Source organism: Massilia horti (assembly GCF_004614195.1).
GTDB classification, from domain to species: Bacteria; Pseudomonadota; Gammaproteobacteria; order Burkholderiales; family Burkholderiaceae_D; genus Telluria; species Telluria horti.
This window is the reverse complement of the sequence record NZ_SPUM01000137.1, coordinates 1-24,147: the sequence shown is the minus strand read 5'-3', so window position 1 is coordinate 24,147 and position 24,147 is coordinate 1. Positions and strand designations below refer to the sequence as shown.

At 63.0% G+C, this 24,147-nt stretch carries 18 protein-coding genes; 8 read left to right on the top strand and 10 right to left on the bottom strand.

Translation table 11 applies throughout. The features are described from left to right. Positions 1 to 31: 31 nt before the first annotated feature. Positions 32 to 1,207 (top strand): Swt1 family HEPN domain-containing protein, encoded by a 1,176-nt coding sequence (locus E4O92_RS21135; RefSeq protein ID WP_135191641.1) that lies wholly within the window; start codon positions 32 to 34, stop codon positions 1,205 to 1,207. A gap of 171 nt (positions 1,208 to 1,378) precedes the next feature. After that, positions 1,379 to 1,552 carry a DUF2158 domain-containing protein gene (locus E4O92_RS21130; protein WP_167759852.1) on the top strand — a complete coding sequence of 58 codons (174 nt, stop codon included), beginning with the start codon at positions 1,379 to 1,381 and terminating at the stop codon, positions 1,550 to 1,552. Positions 1,553 to 2,281: 729 nt separating this feature from the next. On the opposite strand, the gene E4O92_RS21120 is transcribed toward E4O92_RS21130, so the two are convergent. The 6 genes from E4O92_RS21120 to E4O92_RS21090 all read right to left on the bottom strand — a co-directional run bounded on the left by E4O92_RS21120 (position 2,282) and on the right by E4O92_RS21090 (position 7,864). Then, a complete protein-coding gene (locus E4O92_RS21120; protein WP_135191639.1) occupies positions 2,282 to 2,806 on the bottom strand; it encodes a penicillin-insensitive murein endopeptidase in 525 nt (174 codons plus the stop codon). Positions 2,807 to 2,817: 11 nt separating this feature from the next. After that, a complete protein-coding gene (locus E4O92_RS21115; RefSeq protein ID WP_135191638.1) occupies positions 2,818 to 3,309 on the bottom strand; it encodes an Hcp family type VI secretion system effector in 492 nt (163 codons plus the stop codon). A 414-nt stretch (positions 3,310 to 3,723) separates the two neighbouring features. After that, the gene (locus tag E4O92_RS21105; protein WP_167759851.1) at positions 3,724 to 4,812 is read right to left on the bottom strand and encodes a S41 family peptidase; all 1,089 of its coding nucleotides are present in this window, start codon (positions 4,810 to 4,812) and stop codon (positions 3,724 to 3,726) included. Between the two features lie 209 nt (positions 4,813 to 5,021). Further along, positions 5,022 to 5,855 (bottom strand): phytanoyl-CoA dioxygenase family protein, encoded by an 834-nt coding sequence (locus E4O92_RS21100; protein ID WP_135191636.1) that lies wholly within the window; start codon positions 5,853 to 5,855, stop codon positions 5,022 to 5,024. A 14-nt stretch (positions 5,856 to 5,869) separates the two neighbouring features. Continuing rightward, positions 5,870 to 6,787 carry a prolipoprotein diacylglyceryl transferase gene (locus tag E4O92_RS21095; protein WP_135191635.1) on the bottom strand — a complete coding sequence of 306 codons (918 nt, stop codon included), beginning with the start codon at positions 6,785 to 6,787 and terminating at the stop codon, positions 5,870 to 5,872. Positions 6,788 to 6,802: 15 nt separating this feature from the next. Next, positions 6,803 to 7,864: a M29 family metallopeptidase gene (locus E4O92_RS21090; protein ID WP_135191634.1), complete on the bottom strand. Its 1,062-nt coding sequence runs from the start codon at positions 7,862 to 7,864 to the stop codon at positions 6,803 to 6,805. 213 nt (positions 7,865 to 8,077) lie between these two features. Here E4O92_RS21090 and E4O92_RS21085 point away from each other — a divergent pair, with 213 nt between their 5' ends. The 5 genes from E4O92_RS21085 to E4O92_RS21065 are packed head-to-tail and all read left to right on the top strand — an operon-like array spanning position 8,078 to position 15,861. Then, complete coding sequence (locus E4O92_RS21085; protein WP_135191633.1) at positions 8,078 to 9,556, top strand: hypothetical protein; 1,479 nt, start codon at positions 8,078 to 8,080, stop codon at positions 9,554 to 9,556. Further along, on the top strand, positions 9,553 to 11,043 hold the full coding sequence (locus E4O92_RS21080) for a hypothetical protein (RefSeq protein ID WP_229483637.1): 1,491 nt from the start codon (positions 9,553 to 9,555) through the stop codon (positions 11,041 to 11,043). Before E4O92_RS21085 ends, E4O92_RS21080 begins: the two co-directional genes overlap by 4 nt. Positions 11,044 to 11,060: 17 nt before the next feature. Further along, positions 11,061 to 11,522 (top strand): hypothetical protein, encoded by a 462-nt coding sequence (locus tag E4O92_RS21075; RefSeq protein WP_135191632.1) that lies wholly within the window; start codon positions 11,061 to 11,063, stop codon positions 11,520 to 11,522. 20 nt (positions 11,523 to 11,542) lie between these two features. After that, positions 11,543 to 15,148: a tubulin-like doman-containing protein gene (locus E4O92_RS21070; RefSeq protein ID WP_135191631.1), complete on the top strand. Its 3,606-nt coding sequence runs from the start codon at positions 11,543 to 11,545 to the stop codon at positions 15,146 to 15,148. A gap of 8 nt (positions 15,149 to 15,156) precedes the next feature. Further along, positions 15,157 to 15,861: a hypothetical protein gene (locus tag E4O92_RS21065; RefSeq protein ID WP_135191630.1), complete on the top strand. Its 705-nt coding sequence runs from the start codon at positions 15,157 to 15,159 to the stop codon at positions 15,859 to 15,861. Positions 15,862 to 16,047: 186 nt separating this feature from the next. Here E4O92_RS21065 and E4O92_RS21060 read toward each other — a convergent pair whose 3' ends face one another. From E4O92_RS21060 to E4O92_RS21045, 4 genes are all read right to left on the bottom strand, one after another. Further along, positions 16,048 to 18,114, bottom strand: coding sequence for a tetratricopeptide repeat-containing diguanylate cyclase (locus E4O92_RS21060; RefSeq protein ID WP_135191629.1), 2,067 nt, complete (start codon positions 18,112 to 18,114; stop codon positions 16,048 to 16,050). Between the two features lie 145 nt (positions 18,115 to 18,259). Next, entirely contained in the window at positions 18,260 to 20,041 is a 1,782-nt protein-coding gene (locus E4O92_RS21055) for an ABC transporter ATP-binding protein (RefSeq protein WP_135191628.1), read from the bottom strand. After that, positions 20,031 to 21,782 (bottom strand): ABC transporter ATP-binding protein, encoded by a 1,752-nt coding sequence (locus tag E4O92_RS21050; RefSeq protein WP_135191627.1) that lies wholly within the window; start codon positions 21,780 to 21,782, stop codon positions 20,031 to 20,033. The genes E4O92_RS21055 and E4O92_RS21050 overlap by 11 nt, the downstream gene beginning before the upstream one ends. A gap of 186 nt (positions 21,783 to 21,968) precedes the next feature. Next, positions 21,969 to 22,607: a phasin family protein gene (locus E4O92_RS21045; protein WP_167759850.1), complete on the bottom strand. Its 639-nt coding sequence runs from the start codon at positions 22,605 to 22,607 to the stop codon at positions 21,969 to 21,971. Positions 22,608 to 22,806: 199 nt separating this feature from the next. Here E4O92_RS21045 and E4O92_RS21040 point away from each other — a divergent pair, with 199 nt between their 5' ends. Further along, on the top strand, positions 22,807 to 24,081 hold the full coding sequence (locus tag E4O92_RS21040) for an amidohydrolase family protein (RefSeq protein ID WP_135191625.1): 1,275 nt from the start codon (positions 22,807 to 22,809) through the stop codon (positions 24,079 to 24,081). The last annotated feature ends 66 nt before the right edge of the window (positions 24,082 to 24,147 follow it).

Sequence of the window (24,147 nt, the reverse complement as noted above, 5' to 3'; positions counted from 1 at the left end):
ACTGTTTGAGCGAACAAGGAGCATAACGAATATGGACTGGAAGAGTGCGACAGTCAACGAGGGTGCAACGAAAATACCTGATAGGTGGTTGCATCTATATTATTACGAAGCGCTAAATATCCTTTTTCGTTTTGAAAACGCGCTACGGATCTTTGTCTACGTAATTCTTAAAAAAGAGTTGCAGGGCAAATGGGACTCAGCCGCTATTTCAGAAGGTGCCACGATACGAACGGAGACGAAAAAACGCATTGCGCAAGCACGGGAGCATGGCTACCTTGGCTATGAGGTGTCGTCGCCGATGCTTTACTTAAATAGCGGGGAGCTGACACAAATCATCACTTCAGAAGCTTATTGGAAGTATTTTGGACCGTATTTTAAAGCTAGTAAGTCGATCATACTAACAAAACTGCAAGAGATTGGTACAGTAAGGAACTCCCTCGCACATTTCCGTCCGTTGAAGGAGGACGATATTGATTTGATCAAGCAAAACTCTAAGCATGTATTGCTTCAAATAGAGGACTGCCTAACGCAACTAACTTCGCTCTCCCAAGTTGTTCCGTCAAATTCGGACGAGGGGTGGTACAAGGAGTTAAAATCGATCGGGAACGAGCATCTTAGTACTTCTTTGTTTTTTAGTAGGGATCAAAACTGGATCAGAGTGGAGTTGGGCTACAAGGTGCCTGTGCTCAAGAGAACACAGTATGGTGAGGAGTATTTCAGCTACTCTGTTGGCAATATAAGAACATCGCAAATTCTCGCCACGTGCAAAGCGATTAGAGAAAACTGTGTCTATGTATGCGAGGCACCTACTCACGGCACTCTTGATGAACAGAATAATATTGTTACAAAAAAACGGATAAGTCTTATCTTTCCACGCGCCACCTTGACAGCGGCCTTAAATGAAATCGCGAATGAAATCCGCGATGCTTCCTTAAAAATAGATAATGAAACGGAACTCGTATCACAGGATAGTTTGGCGAGGGGAGATCTCGTAGAAGTAAAATCTGCCACAGCAATGTACAAACGGGCCCAGAATGGGCAAGGATATTGGAGTGTCCAATTGCAACAGTTGCAAACAACTTTGACCGATGTTGATGAGGTTGAGTTTTGGGGCGAGCGTACGCAATACGCACACGATTTCGTCAGTGCGACGGCTCATTATCCCTGGATGCCATCGTCGGTTTCGAATCCATCTTGGGGTTTTTAAGGGAGCACATTCGATGGTAGGATGGCTAGCTCTTTTATGGGAAAACACCACATTGTCCAGACAGAAGACTCAGTAAATAGTTAGTTACGAAGGGTCTTGAATTGCAGTAGTTAATAACTATATATGCTGCACCCGAAAAATGTCTTTCAGGCAACATCAAAGGAGAATGTCATGGCAGGCGAGTTCGAAGTTGGTGATACGGTGCAACTGAAAAGCGGCGGCGACGTGATGACGGTTGAGAAGATGGAAAGTGAAACCGTTACTTGCGTGTGGATGCAAGAGAAGAAGGTGATGCGGGACACGTTTGTGCGGGCTACGCTCGAAAAGTTCACCCCGGCTTGGTAACTGTATAGCGCCTCAGGCCCCGCTGTCGAACGCTCGACAGTGGGTTTCCTGTTCAGTTGTTCTATGATGAGATCGGCTCTAACATCATTCCAAATTCTCATCGCTACGTCCTGATCTGTCTATCGAATGGATAGAGAAGCAGGGCCTTAGCTAGGCTATCTCAGATGGCTTCTACAACTGGGGAGTCATCGGCAAGGCCGCATGGGACGCGATTCCGGCATAACGCCATCAGAGTTACGGAGAAACGCCGTCGAGGCACGTCCGAGGCACGGGGTCAGTTATGATTTGACGGATTGCAGGAACGGCCCCCCGTTTTCCCGCGCGATTCAGCAACTGACGGTCCCAACGCTCTCACCAGTACGAAGATCGAGTCCGATCCAGCATCGATAAGGGCCGTCCTTCGTACCCTTGTGTTCGGCGGTATAGCTGCAATGAATGCCCTGCTTGTCCCGCATCCGGTCACCTGTCTCCCCGCTGCACGTTTCAGGTAGGTCAGGGCCTATCGAGTCGAATATGTCTTTCGCAGTTTTGCCGTCGACAAGGACAGTCAGCTTTCGGTCGGTGCCGGTTGGCGGTGTCCGATCTGCGACTATGCCGGAATGGATTTTGTAGATCGCACCCTGGAGTGGTTTCCATAGTCCATAAGGGTCGGACGAAGGATCGGCGGCATGCGCAAGTGAAATCACGATTGCAACTGCGCCCAGAGTCAGAAGGGTAGATTTATGCATCTCAGCCTCGAAGCTTCACATGAAAATGGTGGTCGTGCTTCTTCGCTTTCCTTACAAACGGAATATCGGGGCCGTTAAACAAGATGTAGACGACTGGAGCGAATGTCCTGAACAACTCGATTAGCTTCTCGGTTCCTTCCTTGTCATACTCCGCGTCCCACCAGAATACCGGAAGTTCGAGGCCGTCTTTACGCAACGGCCGCACATCCACTTCCAGCCCACTCCTGTGAGAGTCGTGATCCGGAGTCTCCCTGCCTCCCGGAAGGCTTATGTCCCCAATCCCGATCCGTCGGTTGTCGCGGGCTTGCCACTCGAGCGCAACGCGAAAAATCGCCGTCATCATGGCTGGGTGCGCGTACTGGTATGCACCTTTGGCCGGTTTCTTGTAGAGATCGCCGTAGACATAGTACCCAGAATCCATCGGGGCCTGCGGGAGCATGAAGAAGCCACGCGAATCCTTAGTCGGGCGAGGACGGAGCGGATCGGGGCACTTGTCGTCGTCTTCGATTGCCCATTCGGTTGACATGGGAGCCTCCGTCAGGCGCACTTATTGCAGGCGAGGTCCCATCCGCCCATAGTCGATCCGCCAGCTCCGCCGCCGATTTTTTGCTGAGTATAGGTCCATTTGATCTTGGAGAATCGCAACCCGATTTCGTCGTGCAGGATGCCTCCGCCATGAACCATCTGCTCCATGTTGGCGATCATGACGTTTTCCAGTTCGACTTGGTAATACTTCACGCGCTTGCCATCCCCGTCTGCGCGCATGAACTCCAGTTTGACCTTCGGTATTGTCTTGCCCATCGAGCAGGTCTGCATCAGGATTGGCGAGGCGAGGTCCGCGAGCTTGCTGATCGCAAGGGTTCGGTGTTCGCAGCGTTCGGCGGTGTGCCCGCCTCCTGTCGACACAGTTGCGCTCCGTGGCTGATTCACGCCCCACTGTGCTGAAGTAAGCTCGATCCACCCTTGGTGAGTGGAGTCGGCTGACTCGCCCTTAATACCATCGATGCTCAGATAAATGTCCGTCGCCATGTCTTCCTCCATGCCAAGTTGAACCCAGCGAACATTGTTCCTTGGCCCTAGCAGAGGGGCGTTGGCGACCGTCAAGCTACGTGAAGCGGAAGATCAAGCAGTGTGAAGAGTGTTTTCTGAACGATGTTTAGGTAGGCCGGGCTGGCTAGTTCAACCGAAACCACGAAACGGAAAGCCCGGATCGCGTTGAATCCAGCCCGCCGAGTAGACCGTTCCCGCATAGGTGGCATGCAGCGTGAATGCGTGCCGCGATACCGGCGACCGATTCGGCGCGCTGTAATGCGGCAGCAGGCCGTGAAAGCACACCAAGTTGATTTGACGGCTACCGGTATCGGCCGCCGCCTAAAACGGAAGTGAAGAAGCTGGCGACAAGCGCGTTCGTGCCGAAACGTACCGGCGTGTCGCCAGCTTGAATCACTTCGCAGCGCTAAGGGGAGCAGCCCCGTGGATTTGACGCTGCAGCAGTTCCTTTGCCGCCTCAAGCGCTTTGTCCGGCGCCGCCGCAACATCTGGCATAACGCCCACTCCTTCCCAGTTGGTATGGGTAATTGGACTGATGGTGCGCCGGCTGGGTATCACGGCAAAAAAATGGTCGCCAAGGCGATAAGGGCGCGTGGGGTGGGCTCCGCCCCAGGTCCTCTCACCGATCACCGTGGCGCGTTTCAGTGCCTGCATCGTGTAGGTGAAGTCTTCGCCGGCGGACCTCGTGCCCGGGCCGGCCAGGATGACGACCGGCTTCTTGCCACCATAGCGTTTGCCGTCGAGCTTATCTTCCGTCCACTGCTGGATAGAGATGCCGGTATCGCGATCCCAGATGTCGTTGAGGCGGGTACGCTGGTCGACAAAATAGCTGACCAGTAAGGCCACCGTTTGCGGCCCGCCGCCGCGGTTTTCGCGCAGGTCCACGATGAGGCCGTCGGTGTCAGCGAGTTTATCCATCGCTGCGGCGTACTTTTCGGCCACGAAGAAAGGTGGAGGGAAGCCGGAAACCTGCAGGTAGCCGATGTTGGGGCTCAGGTGATCGACCTTTTCCACGCCAAGGTTTGACAGGCGGCGGTAAACGCCGAAGAACAGGCGCATGCCGAAGTTGGTGCGCTGTTCCCACTCCGCTTGCGACGCCGGTGGAGGCCCGACTGCATCGTCGGGCGGAACCAGCCCGCGGCTGAACCTCACCTTCATATGCAGGTCATGGGCTACGCCGTGAAGGTCGTCCGTGAGCTGTTTTGCCAGCTGTTCGCCGTCCGTCATGCCATCGTACTTGCCCTCGTGATGGCGCTGACGCAGGACTGCTTCAATCTGCTTGGCCTTGTCGGGGAAGACATAGTGATCGTTCAGCTTCGCCACCAGCGTATCGACCGCCTCCACCCGCATCGCGCTGTCGACGACAACCTTTTGCCGCGGCCTATATTCATCCCAAAAAGGCCACCACACGGGCATGGTGGCATATGCTCCGATCACGGTCAGCACCAGCAAAGACGGTATGACAATCCATTTCTTTTTCATTTCTTTTCCTCTGATTGCGGCACGCGGGTTCTTGGTGTGTGGTGAATTCATCCGAATCGACTACCTCCTTGCGGAGGTAATAGATTGGATTGAGAATAGCACATCAATTGCTATGGCATAGCAATTTTATTGCCAAAGTGGCGATGCGACGGGCGTGCAAAGGCCGCCTATGGAAGGCAACCTGCGGGTCGAGAGGAAGACGGGAAGTATTAGTCGAAGCCGCGTGCTGGAAAGCCGGCGTCGCGCTGGATCCAGTTCCGAGGCGAATATTCGGTGCGCGCATCAGTCGCGTGCAAGGTGAACGCATGCCGCGACACCGGCGAACGGTTCGGCGCGCTGTAATGCGGCAGCAGGCCGTGGAAGCACACCAGGCTGCCGGCCCTGCATTCCAGCGGCACAGCGACGCTGTCATCCGGCCACGGCGTCGTGTCCAGCTTTTCCATCGTGATGCGGTCACCAATGCGCACGAAGCGTTCGCGCAGCGGGCCGCGATGCCCGCCCGGTTCGACCCACAGGCAGCCGTTGTCGATGGTCGCATCCTCGAGCGCGAACCAGAACGTGGTCACGCTGATCGGCGTGGTCTCGAAGAAGGTGGCGTCCTGGTGCCAGCGCACCTCGCCGCCGATGCCAGGCTGCTTGAAGATGTACATCGACTGCCACACCTGCGCCTGCACCAGGCCGAGGTCGCGTGCCACCTCCGCCAGTTTCGGGTCTCGCGTGAAGCGCTCGAACACCGGATCGAGGTCATGCATCGCGTGGCCGATCTTGTTGATCGAGAGCGCCTTGGCCTGCCGAAGCTGGCCTTTTTCGTCGAACGCTTCCTCTTCAAAGAAGCAGCGGATCGTATTGTCCGAGCCGAGGAACCACTCGTCCGCCTGCTGTTCCCTGGTAGTGAAGATCGAACGCGATTCGTCAGGATCGAAGGCGTCAACGATTTCGCCGGCGCGCTTGCGCAGCAGCGCGATCTCTTCAAGGCTCTTGAAGCCGGGGAGGACGATGTAACCGTCGCTTTCGTACTGCGCGCGCTGTTCGTTGGTGAGCATGTGGTTTTCCTGAATCAGGTCGGGATCAATCGGTCGGCATTCCGATGGCCACTCAAGGAAGCCAGCCCGACCAATCCGAAAAATATCAACGCAGCCGCGATCACTTCGGCCTGGGTGGCGTGGACGAAGCCAAGATCGAATATCGGATTGACGCGAATCTGTTCGATCAGTAGTCGCTCCAGGCCCGCGAATAACAAATACAACGAGAACAGCCATCCAGCCTTGAACGGATGCTTGCGCAGCGCCCAGATTGCAGCGAAGCAGGCCAATGCGAGCAGCGTTTCGTACATCGGCGTTGGATAAACGCCTGGCGCCGCGATGACCTCACCGATAATGTTGTTGCCGTAGGTTTGCGCCCACGCCCACATCGGAAGCCAGTTGGGTTTGATCGACATGTTGGATGCGATGCCCCAATCGCCGTCGCCGGAAACCTGGCATCCGATGCGGCCAATTGCGTAGCCAAGCATCATGGCCGGAGCGACTGCGTCAAGCAGCAGACGCGCAGGCAGATTCCAGCGCTTGATGAAGATAATGCCCGCACCGGTCCCCAGTATCAGTCCGCCGAACACACTGAGCCCCGAGCGGCTGAATATCATGCTCCACGGATCGGCAAGAAAACTGTCGAGGTGTTCGAGAATATGGAACAGGCGGGCGCCGATAACGCCTGCGAGCATCACAACAAAGACGAGGTCGGTCACAATCTGGTGCGGCGCCACCTCCACGATAATGTTCTCGCCGTTTTTGTTCCTGACCTGCCTGCGCGCGTTGGCGATTCGGCCAGCGGCGTGCAGGCGGCGTAATTCGATTTGCAGGCAAGCAGCGGCAGCGAGCATCCCAAATCCCACGAACAGCCCAAACATGGCGATGGGCAGGGGAAGATCGTAGCCGGTAATGCCCTTGATCACGTCGCTCAAGTATGGGTAGGATGACATGGCCGCTCGCTCGTTTTAGTCTGTCACCGTCCAGGCCCCGTTCTCGTAGACGCGTTCATCGCCCAGATACACCGCATCCGTCACTGCAAACACGTCGATGTGGTAGCGCGCGTCCTTGCGCTTGAAGCCTGGCTTGGGATACACGCCATGCTTGGCGCCGAGCGACAGGTGAATGCCGCACATGCGCTCGTAGGTGCCGATGTCGTCCACCCGGCGTTCGCGCGTGAAGGCGCGGTTCATGCCGAGGCCCAGTTCGCGCACCCACACCTCGCCTTCGTCGCGGCGGATGATGTCGAGCACCTGCTGGAATTCCGGCGTGGCGTCGATCGCGTCCACCACGCGCCCGCGCTCGATCACCAGCGTGACCGGTTTTTCGGGCCGGTTCGTATGGTACGAGGTGTCGCCGAACACATGCACCTGCACGCGGCCGTTGACCGCCTCAAGGTCCAGCGCCTCGGTGAACACCTCGCCGATCGGGAACTGGCCGCCGACGTTGTTCATCTCGCTGTAGTCGCCCACGTTCAGCTTGGCCGGCTCGAACGGCGAGGCAAACACAAGCTCTTCGCCGCCGCCGCACACGCGGCCAGAAGGCGCCGCGTCGATGCGCGCCTTGAGTGCCTTGCCAACGCCGCGGAAGTAGGCGGGATCGTAGGACAGCGCCTCGATGTAATGCTCGGACTGGGCACCGGGCATGCGCGACAGGTGCACGTGTTCGATCACCTTCAGGCCAAGCTTGAACAGCTCCACCCGAATCCGGAACGCCTCAAGCCGGAAGTTGGTCGACTGGACCAGCACCACGAGATCCTTCGGCGCCATGCGCTTGAACGCGGCCAGTACGTCGTCCGGCGCCATGCTGTCGAAGTCGATGAAGTCGGCGCCGGGCAGGTTGCGCCGGTAAGCTTCGGTCAGCGCGCGCGACAAGCCCGTGCGGCTGTCATAAACAACAAGAGCAGCATGAGACGGACCATGTTCGATCGCGATGTTCAGCACGTCGCGCAGGTGCTTTTCCGCCTCGTCGACCGCGTGCGCGGGCAGGTCGGGCGACAGTTCTGGAACAGGCTGAGCGAGCAATGACATGGGGAAATTTGTCGTTCGTTGAGCCCGACATTATACGTAGGTGCGCCGGAAAGTTCCCTTGATTGGCTCGCCTGTTGATCCGTGAAGGCTCGCCTTGCGCTACCTCTTGTACAGCGCGCCATACGCAAAACAGCGGCGCTATGATGCGACTGGCAACACGGCCCCTGTTGAGACGGGCTGGGTCGCGTTTTTCGACATCAACGGCGGAGCGCAATGGCATACCGATGGGAAACACCGGCCAGCGTCTGGCTGGAGGATGAGCACAGCGGGCAGTTCGAACTGCTGGCGAGCGAAGGGCTGGGCCGGATTGACCGGCATGCCCAGGCGCGCGGCCGCCTGCCCGATGTCGCCCGCCTGCTCGGCGCTTCCTTGCCCACGTCGTGCGATTGCGCGCCGGTCTATCCCGAAGGTTTTGCGTTCTGCCCCAATTGCGGTCGTCCGCTGGACCGGATGACCGCGCATTCCACTCCGGCCGACTGGTGGGGTCCACACTCGGATCTTTTCCTGCCGCGCCACGTGCCGCACGGCCTGCCGGTGACCTCGGTGCCACTTGCCGACAGCCTCGAACAACGCCAGAGCGTGCCGCATGTGGGCCGTTTTGATGTTGCGATGCGGGTGCCGCCGAATGCTCACTGCGTGTTTGCCGCAGCCGGTTACGGCTTTCCCGTGCAGCGGCTGCTGGCGCTGGCGTTCACACGCGGCGTGCTGCAGTACTGGGATCCGATGGCGCAGCTGTGGCACGTGATGGCGCCCGAAGGCGCGGACGATGACCTGGTGTTCACCGAGTCGGGCTACGCATGGCTGCCGGCGTTCCATCCCCAGCGCGGCGAGGTCGCGATCGTGCCGACCGCGTGCGGCCTGCGGCGGCTGTGGGTTAACCCGGTCAACGAAAGCTTTCGCACCGAACCCGTGCTCGAGGGCCGGATCGTGGCCGCGCCGGGGCAGATGCGCAGCCATATCGCCTGCCTGTATCAGGATGGGCAGGGCGTTTGGTTGTGGAGTGCGCGCAGCGATGATTCGGAGCGCCAGGGCTACGACTGTGGCGATGTGCCTGCGGCAGGGTGGACGCAACCTTTCGGCTACGACGGCCGCCTGTTCTGGCTGCACGAGCAGGGCCAGCTTGTATGGCGTCCCGGCGAGGCGCCGCGCTTCATGCCCTGGCCGCAGGGCTGGCAGCCGCGCCTGTCGTTCGGCGGTCCGACGCAGAGCCGCGACGGCCGCTTGTGGCACATCGGGCACGATGGCCTGGCCTATTCGTTCCTGGAACTGGGCGCGGACCGCCCGCAGCGTGAGCCGATCGATGGTGCGCGCCTGGGCTTTGCCAATCTGTTGTACAGGCGTGGGCATCCGGTGGTCGACGAGCCGTGGTCCGGAGAACAGGTCGAGGACCAGCAAGAGGACGAATCGCTGGTGCAGCCGCTGCTGCGCGGCTTTAACAGCGACCGCAGCCAGCCGAGCGGGCTGGTGCTGCGCTTTCACAAATACACCGGCCGCGCGGAGGATGCGTTGGCCGACCGTGTCATCGCCCGCACCACAATTGAATGGATCGGCAGGCGCAACGTGATCCTGGACGAGGTCGCGCGCCTGTCACGGCCGCTCGAATGCGTCCCTTTCGTGTACGACAGCATCTTGTGGCTGCATCACCCTGACTGGAACCAGATCCGCGGCTGGCGTCTGGAAGAGCTGTCGTGATCCGCGCATTCGTTCGCACCGTGGCTGGCGCCGCGCTGCTGTGCACTGGAGCGTCAACGTTCGCGATCCCGCAGGTGTTCCTGGTCCAGAACTCTGGCTGGATGGAGCCGTTCTACAGCGACGCGCGTTCGCAGTTCAAACCGCTGGTGACGGAACTGGTGGTGGCGGCGGCGCAGCCGGGCGATCCGGTGGTGCTCGCCGCATTCAACCAGGCGCTGCCGGGCGCGCCCTCGCCACGGGGGCTGCTGTCGGTGAAGGCGGAACCGGCGCTGCGACAACAGGTGTCGGGAGCGCTGGACAGACTGGAAGTCGCACGCAAGCCGGGCAGCAGCGCGCTGGCCGATACCGACCTGGGTGAGGCGCTCGGCGCGGCGATCAACACGGCGCTGGCGGGCAAGCCCGGCATTATCTGGCTGGTCACGAACAACCGTAACAGCCCGAACAACGACCAGGCGACGGCCACGCGCAATCGCGAATTCTATGAGCTGATCCATCAGGGCGGTTCGATCGACAAGGCGCTCGCGTTCCCTTTGAGGATGCCGGTGCAGGGCGCGCACTACCATGCCAACGGGCTGATGGTGTATGCGTTCGGGGTCGGGCAGCAGGGCGCACGCGCGCTCGATCAGATGCTGGCGGCGGGCCGCGTGGGGCAGGTGATCACCGAACCGCCGGCCCGGTTGAAGCCCCTCGACCGCGACACCGTGCGCTTGGTCCCGCGCCGCGTGGACGATTCGCCCGGCGTGTCGTTTTCGATGGCGCAGGGCGGCCTGTTGCGCGCCGACGTCGATCCACAGGCGCGCGCACCTGCGGCGAGGATCGGCTGGTACCTCGAGAACACGATTTACCCGTACACGATCGCGGGCGCGTCGATCAGCGCGCGTTCGCTGCTGGCCGGCGAAAGCCTGCCGATCACCCTCGGCAGCGGCGAGGTGAGGTCGCTCGCGCCCGGCGTGCCCGAACCGCTGGCTTCCACCATGCGGCTGCCGGTCGCGCACATTCCTGCGCGGTGGTCGATTGCAGCGCTCAAGTCCGCAGGCTCGGCCTACGTGCTGCCCGGGCGGATCGAACTGCACCTGGCCGGCCAGAAGCTCGAACTGTCGCGTGCCTTTCGCGAGCGGATGGAGCAGCTGTTCCCGGGCGATCCGCTGCCGGAGATTTTTGTGCCCCCGGACCGAATCAAGGAGTCCCATGCGATGCTGCCGATCGAAGTACGAATGCATTACCCGCTCCAGCCGCTGCTGCTGATCGGCGGGGCCAGTTTGCTGGCGCTGCTTGCCGCGGCTGTCGCGGCCTACGCGTTTGCCCGTCCGCGCAAGGTGCGGGTGACCGTCGGGGACGAGGTGCGCATGCTGCACGCGCGCCCCGGCACCACCCAGCCAATTTTCGACAACGCGGGCAACCAGGTCGCCCAGCTCAAAACCACACTGTTTGGCCACCATCTGACTGACCTACGCGAAGGCGCCCAAGTGCACCTTGGTGGCCGTTGAACCCAAGGGGATAAAAAATGCAAAAGACCACGCAGGCACCAACCTCGAGCAGCCCGGCCGATCCCGGTTTCAAACTACCGTCCGAGGCGGCCAAGCCGAACGACCCGCTGCCCCAGACCACACCGCCGACGGCGCATGAGCCGATCGAGGTCGCGTCCCCGCCAAGCCTGGCGCTCAACCCGGCCACCGATACGTCGGCCCGCGACCTGGCGATCGGCGCGACGGCCTTCCTGGTCCTGCTGGTCATTTATTTTTTTGCGCGTAACGCCTACGTACACCACCTGGTCGTGCGCCGCGTGTCGCCGTCCTCTGCCGGCAGCGCGGGCTGGCTGCTGTTCGTCGGCCTTGGCTTCATGTCGGCGGCGGCGGTCCTCGCGATGATCAACGCCGGCAAATTCTTGACCTTCGCCGTGACCGCGCCGCTGGTCGCGGTCGGCATTGTGGCGCTGATGGCGGCGCTGTTCATCGGACGCAGATAATCGACGACGAAAGGCAGAACATGGCAGATTTTTCCACCCCCGCCAGCTTCGGCAAAAAAACGGCTGAACTGAAGGTCGACCTGCGGCCGACGCTGTTCATCGGCGCTGGCGGCACCGGCATGGAAGTGATGATGCGCATCCGGCGCCGCATCCTCTCGGCGGTGTGGAACCGCCACCATCCGACCCGCGTTGAATCGATCGCCGACTTTCCGGTGGCACGCTTCCTGCACTTCGATCTGGACGGCGATGCGGTCATCGATAACGGCAAGTCGCAGCGGACCGACCCGTGGTACGAGCTGGTCAAGCTCACGGATGAGGAGCGGCTGGTCGAGCCGATCGACCTGCAGCAGTACCACGAATCCGACGACAGCCTGGCGCGCTTTCCGCTGATCGAAAGCTGGATGCCGCTACGGCCGAAAAGACTGCGCTCGCTCGGCATCGACCCGTCCAAGGGCGCGGGCCAGGTGCGTGCGCTGGGGCGGCTCTACCTGTTCGACAAATATCCCAAGCTGCGCGGCCGCATCAAGGGTGCGCTGAATTTCTTGAGCAGTAACGCAGGCATCGAACGCAAGGCGAACGATAAGCGGCTCGGGCTGCAGGTCGACACGTCCCGGTTCAGGATCGTCGTCATCGCTTCCTGTGCCGGCGGCACCGGCGCCGGTAGCGTGATCGACCTGGGCTGGCTGTCGAAAGCGATCGCGCGCCAGGAAGTGTCGGACAGCCAGGTCGATCTCGTGCTGTTCATGCCATCGGGCTTTGCATGGGCGAACAAGGAGCGCACCGAAGCGAACGCCTACGCAACGCTGATGGAGCTGGAAACCACGATGCGCGACATGAACGCGCAGGTGCGCTGGATGGACCCGGACAGCGTGGTGGGGCGCGGCGCGCCGTTCGACGACGTCTATTTCGTCGACACGGCCAACATCGCCAACAAGGCCACGCTCGACGTAAAGGACGTGTACCAGATGGTCGCCGACACGCTGTTCGAGGACTTCGCCTCCGCCGACTTCGCCAACCGCAAGCGCTCAGTGGCGGTCAACCAGCAGCAGCACAAGCTCGGGCCGTACAACCCGAAGGTGCCGGAGCAGCGCTTCGGCGACATGCGCCTGTCGTTCTCCAAGGTCTACTCTGCCTTCGGCAACGCGGTGCTCGACACCCAGCAAAGCCTGCACGACGACATCCGCGCCTACGAGCTGGCCGCGCTGATGGTCAAGGACTTCTTCGGGTTGGCTGGCACGGACGGCGCTGCCGCCCGGCGCGCCGGCGACCAGGAGCGCGACGCCTTCATGCGCGATTTTCTCGACATGACCGAGCGCCCGTTCGGCGAATTCCCCGATCTTAAGAAGGGCACCGTGGACGTGACGCCGTTCCAGGAATATGGCCTGACCCGCCTGCTTTTGATGGACAAGGACCATCGCTCGATGCTGGAACGGGTCGAGAGCAAGGTCCAGCTCGAAATCGATCGCATCCTGGCCGGCTACGATCTGAAGCTGTGGCGCGAAAAGGTGGCGGAGCTTCTGCCCAACCTGGAGCGCGACGCGATCCGCGAGGCCGGCGCCACGGCCGAAACGAGCGAGGACCGCATCAAGCGGCGCACCCTTGAGCTGACCAGCCAGCTGCAGGCGCGCGTGCGCAATCGCCTGTTCGCGCTGCTGGACGACCGCAAGCAGGGTGGCCTCGAGTTCGTGCTGTCGCTGCTGGAGCAGGTCAAGGCGCGCCTGCAGCAGCGCGACCTGGCCAATGCCGAGCGCAACGCGCGCCGCTACCGCGAGATCCGCGACGCGCTGCGCACGCGCCAGGTGGAGGAATCGCTGAGCAACCTGTCGCAGGCGGCGGGGCGCCTGTTCGGCAAGGAGGCGCAGGCGCGCGAAGTGATGAACCACCTTAAGCGCGACGTGGCCGACTACCTGCGTTTTCACCTGCTGGCTGTGGCCGCGGGGCAGGCGATCGAGGTCATGAGCGCAATGTCGGCTTGGCTGGGCGAGCCGCAATCGACTGACGAACATGGCCAGGCCCAATGGAGCGGCATCGCCGGCGAATTCCAGGAAGGGCGGCGCCACGTGCAGGCGATGCTGGCCGTTTGCGACCAGCGCATCGGCCAGTTGCGCGCCGATGCGCGCCATGAGCACGCCACCTGCGTCAAGCTGGCCAGCGACGTGCTGCCCGAGCAGGTCAAGCTGGCTGGCATAGTCCCCGCATGGAGCGAAGAGGTGCTCCTCGAATTCGGCGGCTCGGCGCGGCTGTTCCCGCAACTGGCTGACGAGCGCCTGCGGTCGGACCTGCTGCTCAAGCTGTTCCGGCGTGCGCAGACCCAGCTTTCCGGTGACTGGCAGGCGGGTGCGGAGCCGCCCGATCCGCTGCTCGATCGCCTGTCGGCGATGTCGCAGCCGGAGCGCCATCGCGTGTTCGGCGAATGGATCCGGAGCGCCATGCCCTGGATTAACGTGCGCTTCTCGGCCGAGTTCACGCCCGCCGCCGACCAGTTCAAGGCCTTCATTGGCGTGGGCGATGTCAATGCGTGGCGCAAGATGGAAGCCGAGATCCGGGCCGCGGTACCGAGCGGCTTCTTCCACGGGGACCAGCTTTCGATCGTCAACACCGGCATTCCCGGCAGGGCGGTGTGCTATGTCGAATTGTCCGGCTATCCGATGACGGTGCTGCGCGGCCTGCCGACCTGGCGTGCGTCGTACCAGATCGAGAATCCCAAGATTCCCACGCACCTGCACTTCGACTCGACCCGGTTCCGCCATCCGATCTCGCCTTCAATGGATGAACTCAACCGGTTGGCCGACGACTACGAATGGTTCCTTGCGGCGAACGCGCTCGGCGTCATCCGGCGCAAACCGGACCAGGGCGACCGTGAGGCGTCATTCCAGCCGCGTGGGCAGTACCTGTTCGAGGTCGAGCCGGGGTCGGGCGAATGGCTCCAGATCGGCAACGAGTTCGCGATCCGCTCCAACGGCCTGCCACCGTACTACCGCGATCAGGTGATCGCTGCGGCGAGAAGCAGGCTTGCGCAGATCGGCGCGCACCAGTTCGTGCTGCTGGCGGCGCTGATGCGGTACTACCAGTTGCGCGTGTACGAACCGCGGCTTGAAGTCGACGAGACTGGCGTCCAGCTGCCGTCGCCCTCGCTGCCGAACATTACCGCGCGCAGGCTGTTCGAGGTTTGGTTTGAGCGCGCGCGTGCGCTCGACCCTTCGATTTCGCAGGCGCAGGTCGATGCGGCGCTGGCGAGCATCGACCAATGGAGCGAGCCGGTGCCCGATTCGGCCGGCGATGCCTACAGCTGGGAGGTGGGGCGGCCGGTCGAGAAGCTGGTCGTGCGGCCCGAATTCCTGGCCAGCGACGAGCGCGCGGCGCAGGTGCTCGAGCGTCGGATCACGCCCGATTCGCCGGTGCGCTACAGGCTGTACCTGAACGGCGTGCAGCGTGGGCCGCATTCGATGAGCGAAATCGCGCAGCAGATCGCGCGCGGCGAGGTGGATGCGGACACGCGTGCCTGGAACATGCAGTGGAATCCAAGGGCCGACAAGTGGAAGACCGTGGGCGAGATTCCTGAGCTGGTGGCGCTGCTCAATGCCGTGGTTCCGGATCCTGAAGACGAAATACCGGATCCGGAGTGAGGCTCTGAGTGCCGGACCAAGTTGCTTACCGCTGCATCGAGCCTTCGTGCGCGCGCACGATGCCGCGGCGTGTGGAGTTTTGTCCGTACTGCGGTCTGGATCAGCGTGCTCGCCCGAACAGTCAGCAAGCCGTCTTCGGGCCCGGTGACGCTGTGGCGGATGCGAAGGCCGACGAACGACCGCCGGCATTGGCGCAGGAGCGGGTGCGTGCTGCTGCAGGTGAGGTGGGCAACGATGGGCGCGGAAGGAATGCTGCTGATGGATCGCGGGGGCCTACGCGCTGGGCAGCGACATCCGGCAAGTCGGCCGCTCCTGTTGCGCCGCGTCTGCCGCAACGTCAGCCGATTCGGCTGCGCTGGTGGCTGCTCGCGCTTCTCGTCCTGTGGATGACCTGGTTCGTCGCCAAGCACTCCTCGACTCGAAAGCTGGATGCGCGCATTGAACGTGCGATCGTGTTGGCCGAGCAGTGCAAGTCACGGGAAGCGCAATCTGAACTGGCAGCGTTGCGATCAAAGGGGGCGACGCCGGCGAAGCTCCAGCGGCTGCAGGAGGCACTCGACGAGGCTGCGGGTGAGTGCAGGCGGATGCGGCAGCGTGGCAAATCGACGGGTGATGCTGGGGATGCAAGGTCGCTGGCGGGGGCGATTGACGGTGTGGCCCGTCCGCGCGTCAAGTTGAATCGTCGCGGCTCTCGGCGTAGCGAGGAACAGTGAAATATGTGCGAACGCCTGCGGGTTTCGTAGGGTGCGCACCAGTGCGCACGCGGACGTTAGCGCCGCGTTGGCGTTGACCGTGAGCCGAGCGAACCGCCAACTCAACGCAAACGTACCGCGTGCGCACAGGTGCGCACCCTACGCCCATGCGCGCGGCCGCGTGTGCATGGAAGCGCTGCTGGTTTTCTACGCCATCACCCTCAGTTCCTGCCACCCGCACAACACGATCGACAGGTCCACGTACCCCGAGCGCCACGCACGCTCCAGGTCCTGCTCGATCTCTTCCAGCGAGGTCTGTTCGAAGTTGGAGAACGCGCGCACGCCGTAAGCCCGGTTGCGCCCGTGCCCCTTGGCCAGGTACAGCGCCATATCGACCAGGTTGACCGCGCGCTCCCACGACAGCGCTTCTCCGCGTAGCGCCAGCGGGAACGGCGCGAAGCCGATCGAGACCTGGGCCGCCAGCTTTTCGCCCTGGACCTCGATCTGGGTGGAGGCGATCCCGCTCAAGAGGCGCCGTGCCACTTCATCCAGTCCGCTTCTCGGGATGGCGGGCAGGAAGGCGAGGAATTCTTCGCCGCCCCAGCGCACGATCATGTCGGTCTCGCGCAGGATGTCGCGCAGGTTCTGCGCAATCGAGTTGAGCACCACGTCGCCCACAGCGTGGCCCCAGGTGTCGTTGATGTTCTTGAAGTGGTCGACGTCGAGCAGGAACAGCGCGCCGACCACGTCTTCGCCGGTGGTGCCGCTGCCGCGTTTTTCCGTGTGGTGGTAGTTGCGGATGAATTCCTGGAAGTGGCGCCGGTTGTACAGGCCGGTCAGCGGGTCGCGCACGCTCTGCTGTTTGAGTTCCAGGTTCTTTTCGTGCAGTCTCGCGTTCGCATGGCGCACCTTGCGGTACAGGAACCAGACGATGATCGCTGTCAGCGCGAACACCACGACCACCAGCCCCCACACGCGCAGCTGCAGGCGCCGGTTCTTGATCTCGGCCGAATTGACCTGGTTTTCGCGCATCAGCAGTTCGATCTGGCGTTCCTTCTTGTCGGCCTCGTACTTTTCCTGCAGTTCAAGCATGGCTTTCTGGCGCCGCGTTTCGAACAGCTCGTTCGACAGCGCGCGTTCGCGGTGGTAGGCGGTCAGGGCGCCGTTCAGGTCGCCGGCGCGTTCGAGGGCGTCGCCATAATCGACCAGCATCGTTTGCAGGTCGGGTTTGCTGCCAGCCTTTTCGAAGAGCGCCAGGCCGGCCTCGATGTTGCGTTTTCCTTCGGCCAGCCGGCCCTTGCCAAGGTAGGCCAGGCCCAGATTCATGCGCGCGACTGCCACCAGCCGCTCGTTGTTCATTTCCTTGGCGGCGGCAATGGTCTGCTGGGCGTAGGAGGCGGCGTTGGTGTAATTGTGCAGCTTCAGGTAGCAGTTGGACAGGTTGGCGAGCGCATGCGCGATGCGCGAGGGCGAGCCGATCTTGCGTTCGAGGGCGAGCGAGCTGAGCATCGCCTTGAGCGCGCGCTGCTGCTGGCCCGAGTCCATTGCCAGCCCGTATTCGGTGTTGAGCAGGGTGGACATGCGTCCCGGGGAGCTGCTGCGCTCGGCCGCGGCATGCGCTTCGGCCAGCGCTTCGAAGCCTTTGTTGTATTCCCGCAGTTGGCGATACAGTTTCGCCAGCGCGTTCTGGGCCATGACGATCTGGATCGGATCGCCGTTTTCACGGGCGAGCAGGGCCGCCGCCTGCAACTTTGCCAGCGCGAGCGGAAAATTGCCGTCTTCCGCGTACGATTGGCCGGACGAGATGATGGCGCGCACGCGCAGTTCGATGTCGTTGGTGGTGTTGGCCAGCTGTTCGCTTTCCCAGATCAGCTTGTGCGACAGGGGCAGCTCGTTCAGCGCGAATTCGACGTATCCTTTACGCAACAGTCCCTTTGCCAGGGCGACCTTGTCCTTGTTCGCGCGTCCGTATTCGATCAGCTCGTCGCAGGTGGCCAGCGCATGCTCATGCTTGCCTGCCCCCAGATAGGACGAGCATAGCTGGGCCAAAAATTCGGCCCGTTCGGCGGGGGGGGCGGCGCGCGCCTGCGGCTCGATCTCGAGCAGCATCGGCAGCGCGCGCTCGGGAAAGAAACGATTGAGTTCGCGGGCCTCGGCAAGGCTCGCGGAAAGCGACGGCGCGGCGGCCCAGGTGGCGGGAATGGCGAGGCACAGGGAGACCAGCAAGCCAAATTGGCGGCGGCGCTGCAACGTCTCCTTCAATGCTGCGAACATAGGTCCCTCAAGAAGGTCGGGAAACCCCTGCGGGGGGCGTGGACTTGGAATTATATCCCTGTTGCAACTAAGAAATTGTGTTTTTTCTGGTTTTTACTAAAAAGTCACATGGAAGCAACGGTTGCAAATTTCGCGCCTGCCCGGGTCACGCCGCCAGCTGCTGCAGCAGGTATAGTCGCTGGTAGATCCCGCCCTCAACCTGCATCAGCTCCTCGTGCGCGCCGGCTTCGGCGATGCGGCCGTGGTTGAGCACGATGATGCGGTCGGCATCGCGGATCGTCGACAGCCGGTGCGCGATCGCGATGATCGTCACCGTGCCGCGCAACTCGTCCAGCGCCTGCTGCACGATCTGCTCGGTCGCGCTGTCGATGCGCGAGGTGGCCTCGTCCAGCAGCAGGATGCGCGGCTGGCCGGCCAGCGCCCGGGCGATTGCGATCAGCTGCTTCTGGCCCGACGACAGGCGCGAGCCGCCTTCGCCCAGCGGCGTGTCGTAGCCGTTCTCCATCTTTGCTATGAAGTCGTGCGCGTGGGCGGCGCGCGCGGCCGCCTCGATCCTTTCCTGCGGCAGGCCGCGGCCCATGTCGATGTTCTCGCGCGCCGACGCCGCCAGCAGGAACGGGTCCTGCGGCACCAGGCCGATATCAAAGCGGAAGCGTTCGTTGTCGATCGCCGCCAGCGGCTCGCCGTCGATCTCGATCGCGCCGGTATCGATAGGGTAGTAGCGCAGCAGGAGCGAGAGCAGGGTCGACTTGCCGCTGCCAGTGTGGCCGACGATGCCGAAGAAGGCGCCGTTCGGGACGTCGAGCGACAGGTGGTGCAGCACGGTCTGCCCCGGAGAATAGCCAAAGCTCACGTCACGCACGCGCACGGCCGGGCGGTTGTGGGCGCTTGCCAAGCGTGCGCCTGGCGTGCGCGCTGCCGCATGCTCCGGCGCCCCCGCTTCCTCCAGCAGCGCCGCCACGCGCGAAGTGGCGACCACCGCCTGCTGCAGGCTCGAAAACTGCATCGTAATCTGGATCAGCGGCTCGACCACCCGCGCGATGTAGCTGATGAACGCGTACAGCACGCCGACTTCGACCGAACTGATGGTGCGTTGGCCAAAGCTGAAGATCACCACCGCCAGCAGCACCACGTTGATCAGGTCCAGCGCGGGGCGCAGCAAAAAGGCGTTGGCGCGCAGTTCGGCCACCCGCGCCTTGTAGTGGGTCTGGTTGGTGGCGTCGAAGCGTTCGCCGAAGCGCCACTCGGCGTTATTCGCCTGCAGCACGCTCATGCCGCCGATCGATTCGGCCATCTGGCCGTTGATCTCGCTGCGCAGCGCCCGGGCGCGCGTGACCGCGGGGCTGGACAGGCGCTGGTACAGCCACACGATGCCCAGCACCGCCGGCACCAGCGTCAGCACGATCAGCATCAGGCGCCAGTCGAGCCAGGCCATGGCTGCCGTGGTGCCGATCAAGACGATGCTGCTGTCGAGGATCACGAACAGCACCTGGATGTATAGCCGCTTGACGGCCTCGGTGTCGTTGGTCACGCGGCTGACCAGCTGGCCGGTGATGGCGCGATCAAAAAACGCCATCGGCAGGCGCAGCACGTGGCCGTAGACCCATTCGCGCAGGCGCTGCACGGCGCGCATCGCCATGCCCGACAGGCGGATCAGCTGGCGAAAACGCAGCCAGGTCGCGGCCCAGCCGGTCAGCAGCACGCCGGCCAGCAGCAGCGCCATGCGCGGCCAGTCGGCGCGGTGCGGCAGCAGGTGCTCGTCGATCAGCTTCTTGCCCAGGAGCGGGCCGAGCACTTCCAGTCCGGCCGCCACCACCAGCCACACGGTGGCCCAGACCAGGTGCATGCGGTCGGGGTGGGCGGCGCGGCGCAGCAGCGCAATCGCTTGCCTCGCCTGGTCGCGGATCGGTGTCGATTCAGATTGCATCGAGGCTGGCCTCCAGTTGTTGATAGCGCCACTGGCTGGCATACCAGCCGTCCCTGGCGAGCAGTTCGTCGTGCGTGCCCCGTTCGATGATGTGGCCGCCCTTGAGCACCACGATCAGGTCGGCCTTGATCACGGCCGACAGGCGGTGGCTGGCGATGATGGCCGACAGTTCGGGGCGCGTGCGCCGCAGCTGGTCCAGGTGTTCCAGGATGCGCGTCTCGGTGCCGGTGTCCACCGCCGACAGAGCGTCGTCGAGCAGCAGCAGCGCACTGTGTGCCAGCAGAGCGCGCGCGATGGCCACGCGCTGGCGCTGGCCGCCGGACAGCGTGATGCCGCGTTCACCCACCGGGGTGTCGTAGCCCTGCGGGAAGCGCAGGATGTCGTCGTGGATCGCGGCCATCTTCGCGGCGTCTTCGATGTCGGCGCGGGTGGCGTCGGGGCGCGCCAGTGCGATGTTCTCGGCCACCGTTGCCGAGAACAGGAACGGCTCCTGCGGCACCCATGCGATGGCCGCGCGCAGCGCCGCCAGCCGGTATTGTTCAAGCGTATGCCCGCCCCAGGATGCGCCGCCATGCTGCGGCTCGGCCTGGCGCAGCAGCACCCGCAGCAGGGTGGATTTGCCGGCGCCGGTCGGGCCGACCAGGCCGAGCGTCTGGCCGGGCCCCAACGTGAGCGAGACATCGTCGAGTGCGCGCCGCTCGTCCTGGCCGTACGAAAAGCTGACGTTCGAGAACGTCAGCGCGCCGTGCCCGACCTTCTCGACCGTGCCTTCGTCGACCACCGAGAGCGGGGTGTCGAGCAGCGGCTGCAGGCGCGCCAGGCCCGCGCGGCCGCGCTCGATCAGCGACAGCACCCAGCCGGCCGCGAACATCGGCCAGATCAGCTGGCCCAGGTACATCGTAAAGCTGGTCAGCGCGCCGATGGTCAGCTGGCCGTTCCAGACCAGGTAGCCGCCCAGCCCCAGCGTGAGCGCGCTGGCGGCGGTCAGGGTCAGGCCGACCGCCGGTTCATAGGCCGCCTCCCACTTCTGGGCCGACAGGCTGGCCTGGGCCGCGCGCTGGGTCAGCTCCGCGAACTGGGCCGCGCTGCGCTGCTCCAGCCCGAGCGCGCGCAAGGTGCGTACGCCCGACAGCGACTCCTGCACATGGTCGTTCAGTTTCGAAAAGCGCTGCAGCGAATCGACTTCCGCCGCATGGATGTGGCGCGAGATGTACCAGAACGCGAGCGCCATGAACGGGAAGGGCAGCAGCGCGATCAGGGTCAGGCGCCAGTCGACGCCGAGGAACATGATCGCCAGGACCATCACCAGCGTCAGCGTGCCGTCGAAGCCGGCCAGCATCGCTTCCCCGGCCGCCTGCTCGATCGCGTCGATGTCGTTGGTGCCCAGCGCCATCAGGTCGCCGGTGCGCTGGCGCTGGTAGAAGGCCGGGCCCTGCGCGGCCAGACGCGCGTACAGCCGCGTGCGCAGTTCGACTCCCAGCTTGTAGGATGCTGAATACAGGCGGATGCGCCAGCCCACGCGCAGCACGTAGATGGCCAGGCCCAGAGCGAGCAGTTCGGCCAGCGGCAGCAGCAGGTCGGAGCCGGCCAGGCGGTGCGACGCCAGGCCGTCGATCATCTCGCCCACCTTGCGCGGCACCCATACCGTGCATGCTGCCACGCCGAACAGCATCACCGCCGACGACCCATAGGCGCGCCAATTGCGGCGTACAAAGTCGCCTACCAGCCTTGCCAGACTCATTCGCAATCCTTCATCAATTAATCCTGTTGGCCCAGGCAATCGTCGTCCCCGTGGAGTGGACCCATGCTGAACGTCATTTCACGCTGCCTATGGATTCCCGCCTGGCGGGAACGACGTAAAAACAAAAAGCGGGCCGAAGCCCGCTAGTTTACTTTTTTTGCACGAGCGGCGCTCAGGCCGCTGTGTCTACTTGCGTCGGCTGGTCTTGGCCGACGCCGCTTGCTTCGTCCGCCGCACCGGTGCCGGCGTCTGCTCGGGCGCTATCGACGGCAGGGCGATCTCGTGCTGGGGACTCACCATCAGTGGCGCCGCAGCCGGATGCTCGGCAACTTCCGCCTTGGGCACCACCTTGCTCACCGCTTCGGTAATCGTGGCGACCGGCTCGTCCGCGTTTGCGGCCTCGGGCTTTGCGCTGGTCTTGGCGAACTGCCCGCTTGCGGCCTCCTCGGGGAAGACGGCGGCAGGGGCGGATTCAGGCTGTGCCTGCATCTCGGTCCGCACCGGAGCCGGCGCGGCGGCGCGCGGCACGGCGATGCTGGCGGCCGTGGCAATGTTGATCAGTTCGCGCCCGTAGGCGACCATATTCTGGAATTGTTCCTGAGGCTGCAAGCCGAGTGCGAACAGGTCGCGCGGATCGGTGATCGAGAACAACCGCCCGATGGTCTTGGTCGAGCGTTCGACCGCCGCGCGCGACGTGTTCAGGTTCAGCGCGATGAGCTTGCCGGCGCTGTCGAATGCCTGGCTGGTCACGGCGCGGAAGAAATCGAACTGGAGTTCGACCTGGGTCTTGCGTGCTGCGGAAAACTGTTCGGGAAGTGAAGTCATGGGATTTCCTTGGAGTTTGAATATGACGCGCTGCAATAAAAGTGAGTGTAGCTGTGATTGCCAGTGTTGGAAAGCATTATTTGCCGCGCTTTGCATGGGAAATCTTGCATCGCAACATTATTTGTCTTGTTGCACTATTGTCTTCGTTGACATGTCGTGAAATCACTACAATTACTCCATCCACAATAGAGGAGCGCGCATGGACCTCGTGATTCGCAATGCCAACCTGCCCGATGGCCAGCAAGGGATCGATATCGCAATTGCCAGCGGGCGCATCGCCGCGGTGGGCGCGCGCCTGCTTGTCGCGGCGGGGCGCGAGATCGACGCCGGCGGCATGCTCGCCAGCCCGCCGTTCGTCGACGCCCACTTCCACATGGACGCCACCTTGAGCTACGGCCTGCCGCGCGTGAACGGCTCCGGCACCCTGCTCGAGGGGATCGCGCTGTGGGGTGAGCTCAAGCCGCAGCTGACCCAGGACGCCATCGTCGAACGCGCGCTCCAGTACTGCGACTGGGCGGTTGCGCGCGGCCTGCTCGCGATCCGCACCCATGTCGACATCTGCGACGACCGGCTGCTCGCGGTCGAGGCCCTGCTTGAGGTGCGGCGCCGCGTCGCGCCCTACCTGGATCTGCAGCTGGTCGCGTTTCCGCAGGACGGCCTGCTGCGCAGCCCGAACGCGTTCGCCAACCTCAGGCGCGCGGTCGAGATGGGCGTCGACGTGGTCGGCGGCATACCGCATTTCGAGCGCACCATGGAGCAGGGCGCGCAGTCAGTACGCCTGCTGTGCGAGTACGCGGCCGAACGTGGCCTGCCGGTCGACATGCACTGCGACGAGAGCGACGACCCGCTGTCACGCCACATCGAAACGCTCGCCTGCGAAACCCGGCGCCTCGGGCTGCAGGGCAGGGTGGCCGGCTCGCACCTGACCTCGATGCACTCGATGGATAACTACTACGTCAGCAAGCTGCTGCCGCTGATCTTTGACAGCGGGGTGGCGGTGATTGCCAACCCGCTCATCAACATCACCCTGCAGGGGCGGCACGACAGCTACCCCAAGCGGCGCGGCATGACGCGGGTGCCGGAGCTGATCGCGGCGGGCGTTGATGTCGCCTTCGGCCACGACTGCGTGATGGATCCGTGGTATGGCCTGGGTTCGGGCGATATGCTGGAGGTGGCGCACATGGCGCTGCACGTGGCGCAGATGACGGGGCAGGCCGCGATGCGGCAGTGCTTCATGGCCGTGACCGAAGTCCCTGCGCGCATCCTTGGTCTCGCAGGGTATGGCATCGCCCCGGGGTGTCATGCTGATCTGGTGCTGCTCGATGCCGCCGATCCGGTCGAGGCGATCCGGCTGCGCGCGGCGCGGCGATTGGTGCTGCGGCGAGGAAAGGTGGTGGCCGAGTCGCCGCGCATGCGCGTCAAGCTCGAATTGCCGGGGCGGCCGGGGGCCACGGATTTCCGGCTGGGGCGATGAGTGTGCGCGGGAGGCGGATGCTAAAATTTATGCAATTCGTAGGGTGCGCACCTGTGCGCACGCGGT

Coding starts and splice junctions, on each gene's coding strand:
- E4O92_RS21055 (WP_135191628.1), bottom strand. CDS start 20,041: ATGCAATCTGAATCGACACCGATCCGCGACCAGGCGAGGCAAGCGATT.
- E4O92_RS21085 (WP_135191633.1), top strand. CDS start 8,078: ATGGCATACCGATGGGAAACACCGGCCAGCGTCTGGCTGGAGGATGAG.
- E4O92_RS21070 (WP_135191631.1), top strand. CDS start 11,543: ATGGCAGATTTTTCCACCCCCGCCAGCTTCGGCAAAAAAACGGCTGAA.
- E4O92_RS21135 (WP_135191641.1), top strand. CDS start 32: ATGGACTGGAAGAGTGCGACAGTCAACGAGGGTGCAACGAAAATACCT.
- E4O92_RS21100 (WP_135191636.1), bottom strand. CDS start 5,855: ATGCTCACCAACGAACAGCGCGCGCAGTACGAAAGCGACGGTTACATC.
- E4O92_RS21095 (WP_135191635.1), bottom strand. CDS start 6,787: ATGTCATCCTACCCATACTTGAGCGACGTGATCAAGGGCATTACCGGC.
- E4O92_RS21120 (WP_135191639.1), bottom strand. CDS start 2,806: ATGTCAACCGAATGGGCAATCGAAGACGACGACAAGTGCCCCGATCCG.
- E4O92_RS21090 (WP_135191634.1), bottom strand. CDS start 7,864: ATGTCATTGCTCGCTCAGCCTGTTCCAGAACTGTCGCCCGACCTGCCC.
- E4O92_RS21045 (WP_167759850.1), bottom strand. CDS start 22,607: ATGACTTCACTTCCCGAACAGTTTTCCGCAGCACGCAAGACCCAGGTC.
- E4O92_RS21050 (WP_135191627.1), bottom strand. CDS start 21,782: ATGAGTCTGGCAAGGCTGGTAGGCGACTTTGTACGCCGCAATTGGCGC.
- E4O92_RS21075 (WP_135191632.1), top strand. CDS start 11,061: ATGCAAAAGACCACGCAGGCACCAACCTCGAGCAGCCCGGCCGATCCC.
- E4O92_RS21105 (WP_167759851.1), bottom strand. CDS start 4,812: ATGAAAAAGAAATGGATTGTCATACCGTCTTTGCTGGTGCTGACCGTG.
- E4O92_RS21040 (WP_135191625.1), top strand. CDS start 22,807: ATGGACCTCGTGATTCGCAATGCCAACCTGCCCGATGGCCAGCAAGGG.
- E4O92_RS21060 (WP_135191629.1), bottom strand. CDS start 18,114: ATGTTCGCAGCATTGAAGGAGACGTTGCAGCGCCGCCGCCAATTTGGC.
- E4O92_RS21115 (WP_135191638.1), bottom strand. CDS start 3,309: ATGGCGACGGACATTTATCTGAGCATCGATGGTATTAAGGGCGAGTCA.
- E4O92_RS21130 (WP_167759852.1), top strand. CDS start 1,379: ATGGCAGGCGAGTTCGAAGTTGGTGATACGGTGCAACTGAAAAGCGGC.